Below are 8,699 nucleotides of genomic sequence, written 5' to 3' on the forward strand. Positions count from 1 at the left end.
GCAGAGTTTTCCACTCGTTTTGCGCGCCATATTCACGGCCAGTTCACAAAGTGCAGTCAGCTGCAAATGACCCCGAGCGAAGGCATCGGAAACAACGCCTAAATTAGCCATGATGCGTGACCTCCCCCTTTCGGAGCTCACGGTAAATGCCAACCCGCTGCGGATTCTGCGCGCGGCAGCACCCGAATTATCAGGGATACGTGTAGGGTGGAGATGCACAACCGCCGGACTGTGTAGCAACAGGCTTTCTCAAGACGCTTCATCTCGTCCACAGCCGCTGGTTGATTCCTCCTCCTGACTGAGTGCTTAAGTAGCCACAGCAAGCAGGACGCGTACGTCGCGATGAAGGCCCACATTGGCCGGACTTCGCTGGACACGGGAAATGGCCAACCACTCCCGACGCACCTGACACCGACCGTGAGAAGTCGTGTGTGCCGAACGCCGTTTCCGGCAGCCCGGAAACCGACGGTACTACATGAAAAGAATGCTGATTAACGCAACTCAACCCGAAGAGTTGCGTGTTGCACTGGTAGATGGCCAGCGCCTCTACGACCTGGACATCGAATCCGGTGCACGCGAGCAGAAGAAGGCCAACATCTATAAAGGCCGGATTACTCGCATCGAACCAAGCCTCGAGGCTGCCTTTGTCGATTTCGGCTCTGAGCGCCACGGCTTCCTGCCCCTCAAAGAAATCTCCCGCGAATACTTCAAGAAAGCCCCGGAAGGTCGCGTCAACATCAAGGACGTCCTGAGCGAAGGCCAGGAAGTCATCGTTCAGGTCGAAAAAGAAGAGCGTGGCAACAAGGGCGCCGCCCTGACCACCTTCATCAGCCTGGCCGGTCGTTACCTGGTGCTGATGCCGAACAACCCGCGTGCCGGCGGTATCTCCCGTCGCATCGAAGGCGAAGAGCGCAATGAACTGCGTGAAGCCCTGAACGGCCTGGTTGCACCGGCCGACATGGGCCTGATCGTGCGCACTGCCGGCCTGGGCCGCAGCAGCGAAGAAATGCAGTGGGACCTCGACTACCTGCTGCAACTCTGGACTGCCATCAAGGAAGCCTCGCTGGATCGTTCCGCGCCGTTCCTGATCTACCAGGAAAGCAACGTGATCATCCGCGCGATCCGCGACTACCTGCGCCAGGACATCGGCGAAGTGCTGATCGACAGCGTTGAAGCCCAGGACGAAGCTCTGACCTTCATCCGCCAGGTAATGCCGCAGTACGCCAGCAAGATCAAACTGTACGAAGACAGCGTTCCGCTGTTCAACCGTTTCCAGATCGAAAGCCAGATCGAAACCGCTTTCCAGCGCGTCGTCGAACTGCCTTCCGGCGGTTCCATCGTCATCGACCCGACCGAAGCCCTGGTGTCCATCGACATCAACTCGGCGCGCGCCACCAAAGGCAGCGACATCGAAGAAACCGCCCTGCAGACCAACCTTGAAGCGGCCGAAGAAATCGCCCGTCAGTTGCGCTTGCGCGACATCGGCGGCCTGATCGTCATCGACTTCATCGACATGACCCCTGCCAAGAACCAGCGCGCCGTGGAAGAGAAAGTCCGCGAATGCCTGGAAGCCGACCGCGCTCGCGTGCAAGTCGGTCGCATCTCGCGCTTCGGCCTGCTGGAAATGTCCCGTCAACGCCTGCGTCCATCCCTGGGCGAAAGCAGCGGCATCGTCTGCCCGCGTTGCAACGGCACCGGCATCATCCGTGACGTTGAATCGCTGTCCCTGGCGATCCTGCGCCTGATCGAAGAAGAAGCCCTGAAAGACCGTACCGCCGAAGTTCGTGCACAAGTGCCGATCCCGGTGGCTGCGTTCCTGCTCAACGAAAAACGCAACTCGATCACCAAGATCGAACTGCGCACCCGCGCCCGCATCATCATTCTGCCGAACGATCACCTCGAGACGCCGCACTTCGAAGTGCAGCGCCTGCGTGATGACAGCCCCGAAGCGGCCACCAACCAGTCCAGCTACGAAATCGCCGCTGCCGCTGCCGAAGTGGAAGAAGTCCAGCCAGCCGCTGCAACCCGCACCCTGGTTCGCCAGGAAGCGGCGGTCAAGACGGCGCCGGCCCGCGCCAATGCTCCGGTTCCGACCGAAGTTGCCGCTCCGGCCCCTGCTCCGGCTGCCGTGCCAGAGCCAAGCCTGTTCAAAGGCCTGGTTAAGTCGCTGGTGAGCCTGTTTGCCACCAAGGAAGAGCCTGTCGCGCCGGTTGTGGTTGAAAAGCCTGCTGCCGAGCGTCCAGCCCGCAACGAAGAGCGTCGCAACGGTCGCCAGCAAAGCCGCAACCGTAATGTTCGCCGCGATGAAGAGCGCAAGCCTCGCGAAGAACGTGCACCGCGTGAAGAACGCGCCCCACGTGAACCGCGTGAAGAGCGCCAACCACGCGAAGTGCGCGAACCTCGCGAGACCCGCGAAGAAACTCCGGCAGTCGCCCGCGAAGAACGCGCACCACGCGCTCCTCGCGAAGAACGTGCCCCGCGCGCTCCGCGTGAAGATCGCAAGCCACGGGGTGAGCGCGAAGAACGCGTTCGTGAACTGCGCGAGCCTCTGGATGCCGCTCCGGCTACTCCGGCTACTCCGGCTACTCCGGCTGCTCCAGCCGCCGCTGCTACCGCTGAAGAGCGTCCAGCCCGCCAGCCACGTGAAGAACGCGCGCCACGCCCTCCGCGTGAAGAGCGTCAGCCACGTGCCGAACAAGCTGCCGCAGCCGAAGCTGAAGAAGAACTGACCACCAACGAAGAGCAACTGCAGGAAGAAGGTCAGGAAGGCGCCGAAGGCGATCGTCCACGCCGCCGCTCCCGTGGCCAGCGTCGTCGCAGCAACCGTCGCGAGCGTCAGCGTGACGCCAACGGCAATGTGATCGAAGGTTCGGAAGAGTCCGAGTCCGGCGAAAACGCTGAAGCACCAAGCGTTGCCGATCTGGCCGCCGGCCTGGCTGTCACCGCAGCCGTTGCCAGCAGCGTGATCAGCGCTCCAGCTGAAGCGCAAGCCAATGTGCAAGCCGAACGCGCCACTGCCGCTACCCTGGAAGCAGCTCCGGTTGAAGCGCCAGTCGTTGAAGCGACCACACCGGTCGAAGTCACCGCCTCGCCGGAGATCGAAGTAGCGCCAGCGCCAGAAGCTCAGCCAGCTGTTGAAGCGGCTGCCGAGCCAGCGCCAGTGGTAGAAACTCCTGCCGTGGCTGCAGAAGCGGTTGTTGAAACCGTGACTGAAACCGTGCGTGAAGTTCGCGAAGAGCAAACCGCATTCAACTGGGTTGCCGAGCCAGCCGTCGCTGAAGCTGCTGAAACCCAAGTGGCTGAAGCCATGGTTTCCGAGCCGGTGGTTGCTGCTGCAGAACCGGCCCCAGCGCCGGTGGTTGAAGCGCCAGTCGTTGAAGCACCGGTCGTTGCCGAAGCACCTGCACCGGTAGTCGAAGCCGCTCCTGTCAGCGCCCTGACGCCAAGTGGCCGTGCGCCTAACGACCCACGTGAAGTGCGTCGTCGCAAGCGTGAAGCCGAGCGTCTGCAGAAGGAAGCTGAACTGGCTGCCGCTGCTGCTCCGGCTGAAGCGGTTGTTGCTGCCGAGCCTGCACCGGTTGCTGCTGAAGTGGTTGAGGCAGCGCCTGCCCCGGTCGCTGAAGTGGCTGCCGAGCCGGTTGAGTCGGTGATCCACGAAGCGCCGCGCTCCGTTCAGAAAACGGTAGAGCAACACGAGCAAGCCGAGGAAAAAGAACACGAGCCTAAACCTCTCGTCTGATTCCATCGGCCACTGAAAAGCCCCGCCTGGTGATCCAGGCGGGGCTTTTTATTTCAGTAAAGATCAAAAGATCGCAGCCTTCGGCAGCGCCTACAGATGATCGACGTAGGAGCTGCCGAAGGCTGCGATCTTTACGACTTCACTCAAAAACCAATTTCTGCGGTACATCCACATCCCACAAAACCCCGGGATCATTCACCGTAACTTCAACTACCCGCCCTTGGGCAAACAGCGATTTGGCGCCACGATCCCCCGATAGCGCCATCAACCCCGCCGCGAAGTCCCGTCCGAACCCGACCGGATGCCCGCACTCACCGCTCTGCACAGGCACGCTGATACTGTCATCGCCAATACCCGCCACCACTTGCCCGATACTGGATGGCAGGATGAACGGCATATCCCCCAGCACCATCAGCCAGCCATCGAGTTGCTTGCAGGCAGCGACTCCCGCGGCAATGCTGTCGCCCATTCCCGTCGATTCGATCAGTACAATCTCGCAACCATAGGCCTGAGCCATGCGAATAACCTGCGGGCGGTCAGCAGTGGTCACCAGTACGCGTTTGTCCAGCGTCGCCGGAAGGTTGACCAACGTATGCTCGATGACGGACCGCACCACGCCGTCACGCCCGGTGCAATCGGCCAGCAATTTATCCTTTTCGGCGCCCGCCACCTGACGAAAGCGGCTGCCCTGCCCCGCCGCCAGCACGACGACGCCAATGGACTCGCTCATACCCTCTCCTGCAAGACTTTCTTCTGCTTCAGTTCGACGCCGTTTTTGACCGCCACGATTTCCGCCATGAGCGACAAGGCAATTTCCGCTGGATTATGACTGCCAATGTGCAAACCGATCGGACCATGCAAGCGGTCAATCGCCGGTTGCGACAAACCCAGTTGAGCCAGGTTTTCCCGGCGCTTCTGGCTGTTGACCCGCGACCCCAGCGCCCCGACGTAAAAAGCCCTGGAATCCAGGGCCGTGAGCAGCGCCATGTCGTCCAGACGCGGATCATGGGTCAAGGCCACGATGGCCGTGCGTTCATCGGTCTCGATATTCAACACCGCCTCATCCGGCATGCCCGAAACGAATCGTCCGTGCTGCTCCTCCCAGCCGTAGACGAACTCGCTACGCGGATCGCAAATCAGCACCTCGAAATCCAGCAGGCGGGCCATTTCAGCGACATAGCGCGATAGCTGCCCCGCGCCGATCAGCAGCAAGCGCCAGCGCGGGCCATAGATCGCACGCAAGGTCTGTCCATCGAACGTCAACACGTCAGCTTTATTGGCCGGCTGCAAAAGCACTTCGCCGGTGGCCAGGTTCAGTTCACGGGCAACGATTTCATGGGCCTCGCAACGGGCGAGCAATTGCTCGACCCAAGCCCCATCGTCGATACGCTCCTCGGTCAAGCGCAAGGTGCCACCGCAGGGTAAGCCGAAACGTGCGGCTTCCTCGCGGGTCACGCCGTAGGTGATCAATTGCACCGGCGGCCCGTCAAGCGCAAGGCGTCCGTCGTGCAGCCGGGCGATCAAGTCATCTTCGACACACCCGCCCGAGACCGAACCAATCACCATGCCGTCTTCACGCAAGGCCAGCATGGCGCCGGGTGCCCGGGGCGCAGTGCCCCAGGTTTCGACCACGCTGTACAACACCACCCGCTGACCGGCGCGATGCCATTGCAACACACTGCGCAGGACGTTCAGATCGGCGCTGTCCATCAGGCGCCAGCCTTCTGCCAGCCCGACAGCTGATAACGAACCGGCAGGTTGCGGATGCGTTTGCCGGTGGCCGCAAAGATCGCATTGCACAGTGCCGGTGCAATCGGTGGCACGCCCGGCTCACCCACACCGCCCAATGGCACGTTGCCCGGCGGCGTCACCAGATGCACGGCCACCTCTTTTGGTGCCAGGGACATGCGCGCCACTTCGTACATGTGGAAGTTATCCTGCTGGACCTTGCCGTCCTTGAAGCTGATTTCTCCCAGCACCGCATTCCCCAGGCCCATGACGCAGGCACCTTCGAACTGCGCGCGAATGCGCTCGGGATTGATCTGTGGTCCGCAATCGACGGCGATGTCGGCCTTGTGCACCACCAGCGTGCCGTCGTCTTTGACCTCCACTTCGATCACCGCCGCCACATACGTCACGAAGCTGTAATGCACCGCCAGTCCCAGACCGCGGCCCTTGGGCAACTCGCGCCCCCAACCGGCGGCCTTGGCAGCGGTCTCCAGTACCGTGCGCAGGCGCGCGGTGTCGATCGGATAACGCTCGGGGGATTCGCCGTAGTTCCACTCGTCACTCAAGGTTCGCGGATCGATCTGACGGTCCGGACCGAGCAATCTGATCTGGTACTTCAGCGGATCCTCCCCGGCCTTGTGCGCCAGCTCATCGATAAAACTCTGGATCGCGAAACCATGGGGAATGTTCGACACCGAGCGATACCAGCCGACGCGGGTGTGCACCGTTGCTTCGGGGTTCTCCAGGCGAATGTTGGGGATCGCATACGCCATGTTGGTGAATCCCATGCCCAGTTCGAACGCTGCCTCATGGTTCATGCCCGGTGCAAACAACGCGGTGATGCTCGGGGCTACCGTGCGGTGCAACCAGCCGGATGGCAGGCCATCCTTGTTCAGGCTGGCCTTGAGGTATTCGGCCGATACGGTGTGGAAGTAAGAACAATGAATGTCGTCTTCGCGGGTCCATTGCACCCGCACCGCTTTACCGGGGAATTCCTTGGCGAGGATGGCGGCTTCGATGATGAAGTCAGGCTTGGACTTGCGCCCGAACCCTCCCCCGAGCAAGGTCACGTTGAACGTGACATTGTCGAACGGCAGGCCCAGGCGTTCACCGATCCGTTCCCGAGTGACCTGCGGCGCCTGGCTTGGCCCCCAGGCTTCGCAGGCACCGTCCGTGAACCGCGCAATGGCGACCATCGGTTCCATCGGCGACTGTGACAAATGCGGCAAGTAGTAGGAGGCTTCCAGGGTGCTGTCGGCGCTGGCCATGGCCTTGTCGATGTTGCCGGTATTGCGCACCACCTTGCCGGGCTTGAGCGAGGCTGCTTCAAGTTCCTTGCGATAGGCGATCGAGTCGTAGCTGGCATTGGGGCCGTCGTCCCACTCGATTATCAGCGCCTCGCGGCCCTTGATCGCCGCCCAGGTATTGCTCGCCACCACGGCGATACCGCCCAAGGGCTGGAACTCCGAAGGCAACGGACGGCTTTCGATCTGCACCACCTTGACCACGCCGGGGACTTTCATCGCCGCGCTGCCATCGAAGCTTTTGACCTTGCCGCCATACACCGTGGGCCGCGCAATGGTCGCATACAGCATGCCGTCGAAATGCACGTCGGCGCCGTACACCGCCCGGCCGTTGACGATGTCCTCCCCATCGATGGCCTTGGTGCCTTCCTTGCCGATGTAACGGAACTCAGCCGGCTGCTTGAGCTTCAGGCTGTCGCGGGCCGGAACCGGCAAGGCGCCTGCGGCGGAGGCCAGGGCGCCATATCCGAGCTCGCGACCAGAAGGCTCATGGACGACCTTGTGCAGTTGCGCATGGCATTCACCGACCGGCACTTTCCATTGTGCGGCGGCGGCCTGTTCGAGCATGGTCCGCGCGGCGGCACCGCAGCGACGCATCGGCTCGTACCAGTGACGCATGCTGCGCGAGCCGTCGGTGTCCTGGTTGCCGAAGCGCACTTCATCGCCGGGGGCCTGCTGCACCTTGACCATCGCCCAGTCGGCTTCCAGTTCATCGGCCACCACCATGGTCAAGCTGGTGCGCACGCCCTGGCCCATCTCCGAGCGGTTGCAGATCACGGTCACCGTGCCATCGGCGGCGATGCTGACATACACCTTAGGGTCATCGACCCAGCCATGGGGCATGCCGTCGGCGCCGAATTTTTTCTCTTTCTCTTCGGCAAACGCGTCCTGCCAGCCCCAACTCGCGGCGACGACCAATGCACCGGCTGCGCTGACACCTTTGATAAAACCACGCCGACTGAGATTGCTCAGGGCGAAATCATTCGGTAACCGGCTCATGCCTTGGCCTCCTTCAGGTGAGTGGAGGCCTGGCGGATCGCGGTCTTGATGCGGTTGTAGGTGCCGCAGCGACAGATGTTGCCGACCATGGCTTCTTCGATCTGCTCATCGCTGGGGTTCGGATTGGTCTTGAGCAGCGCCGTCGCCGACATGATTTGCCCACCCTGGCAGAAGCCGCATTGGGCGACTGCCGTGTCGAGCCAGGCTTGCTGCACGACTTTGCCGATCGGATCGGCGTGCAGGTTGTCGATGGTGCTGACATTCTGCCCGGTGACTGAACCGATGGGCGTGATGCAACTGCGGGCCGGAGCCCCTTCGATATGAATGGTGCAGGCCCCGCACAGGCCCATGCCGCAGCCGAACTTGGTGCCGTTGTAACCGGCCACGTCGCGGATCGCCCAGAGCAGCGGCATGTCCTCGGTGACGTCGAGTTGATGGTCTTGACCATTGAGCTTCAGGGTAATCATGGGCACGCCCGCATGGATCTTGAGTTGTGGGGTCGAGCAATCTGCCGCGGGATCTCGGTGGGTCGCACGCAGATCGACTCAGGCTAATGGGCTCTCTTGTGCAGACGCAGACGTCTGCACCGGGCCTTTGGTGGAGCAAGAGTGTGCATCGTTAGCTGACTAAGTTAACCGAGCATTAACAAAAAAGCCCTGCACGATAAACATCGTGCAGGGCTTTTTGATCCGTCCTGGAAGCTTAGGGGGCGTTCTCAATTAGTTTTCCCGTCGCGTTGTCGCCTTAAAGCGGGCCAGGCAAGGCGCAGGCCGCTGGAAATGGTTGTTCCCTTTCCAAGGCCTGCAACGCAGCCTGGCCCGTTTTAAGGCACAACCCGAAGGGCCGGGCCTGCTGTTGTGCAGGGCTGCGTTGCTCGAAGCTTATTTGGAATGACCAAACCACGCTTCTCGCGCCTTGCCCTGCACAAC

Annotated in this window: 5 protein-coding genes; 1 reads left to right on the forward strand and 4 read right to left on the reverse strand. The window is 61.7% G+C overall.

Annotation, left to right across the window (positions count from 1 at the left end; all coding sequences use genetic code 11):
• Positions 1–475: 475 nt before the first annotated feature.
• The gene (gene rne, locus AC1D19_RS28835; protein WP_477765391.1) at positions 476–3,739 is read left to right on the forward strand and encodes a ribonuclease E; all 3,264 of its coding nucleotides are present in this window, start codon (positions 476–478) and stop codon (positions 3,737–3,739) included.
• A gap of 139 nt (positions 3,740–3,878) precedes the next feature.
• On the opposite strand, the gene AC1D19_RS28840 is transcribed toward rne, so the two are convergent.
• Genes AC1D19_RS28840 through AC1D19_RS28855 form a run of 4 tightly spaced genes read right to left on the reverse strand, consistent with a single transcriptional unit; the run spans position 3,879 to position 8,237 of the window.
• Positions 3,879–4,469 (reverse strand): nucleotidyltransferase family protein, encoded by a 591-nt coding sequence (locus AC1D19_RS28840; protein WP_477765392.1) that lies wholly within the window; start codon positions 4,467–4,469, stop codon positions 3,879–3,881.
• Positions 4,466–5,449, reverse strand: coding sequence for an XdhC family protein (locus AC1D19_RS28845; protein ID WP_477765393.1), 984 nt, complete (start codon positions 5,447–5,449; stop codon positions 4,466–4,468). The genes AC1D19_RS28840 and AC1D19_RS28845 overlap by 4 nt, the downstream gene beginning before the upstream one ends.
• Positions 5,449–7,770 (reverse strand): xanthine dehydrogenase family protein molybdopterin-binding subunit, encoded by a 2,322-nt coding sequence (locus tag AC1D19_RS28850; protein ID WP_477765394.1) that lies wholly within the window; start codon positions 7,768–7,770, stop codon positions 5,449–5,451. The genes AC1D19_RS28845 and AC1D19_RS28850 overlap by 1 nt, the downstream gene beginning before the upstream one ends.
• On the reverse strand, positions 7,767–8,237 hold the full coding sequence (locus tag AC1D19_RS28855; protein WP_477754354.1) for a (2Fe-2S)-binding protein: 471 nt from the start codon (positions 8,235–8,237) through the stop codon (positions 7,767–7,769). Before AC1D19_RS28855 ends, AC1D19_RS28850 begins: the two co-directional genes overlap by 4 nt.
• Between the last annotated feature and the right edge of the window lie 462 nt (positions 8,238–8,699).

The organism is Pseudomonas sp. P1_C12 (assembly GCF_056406435.1).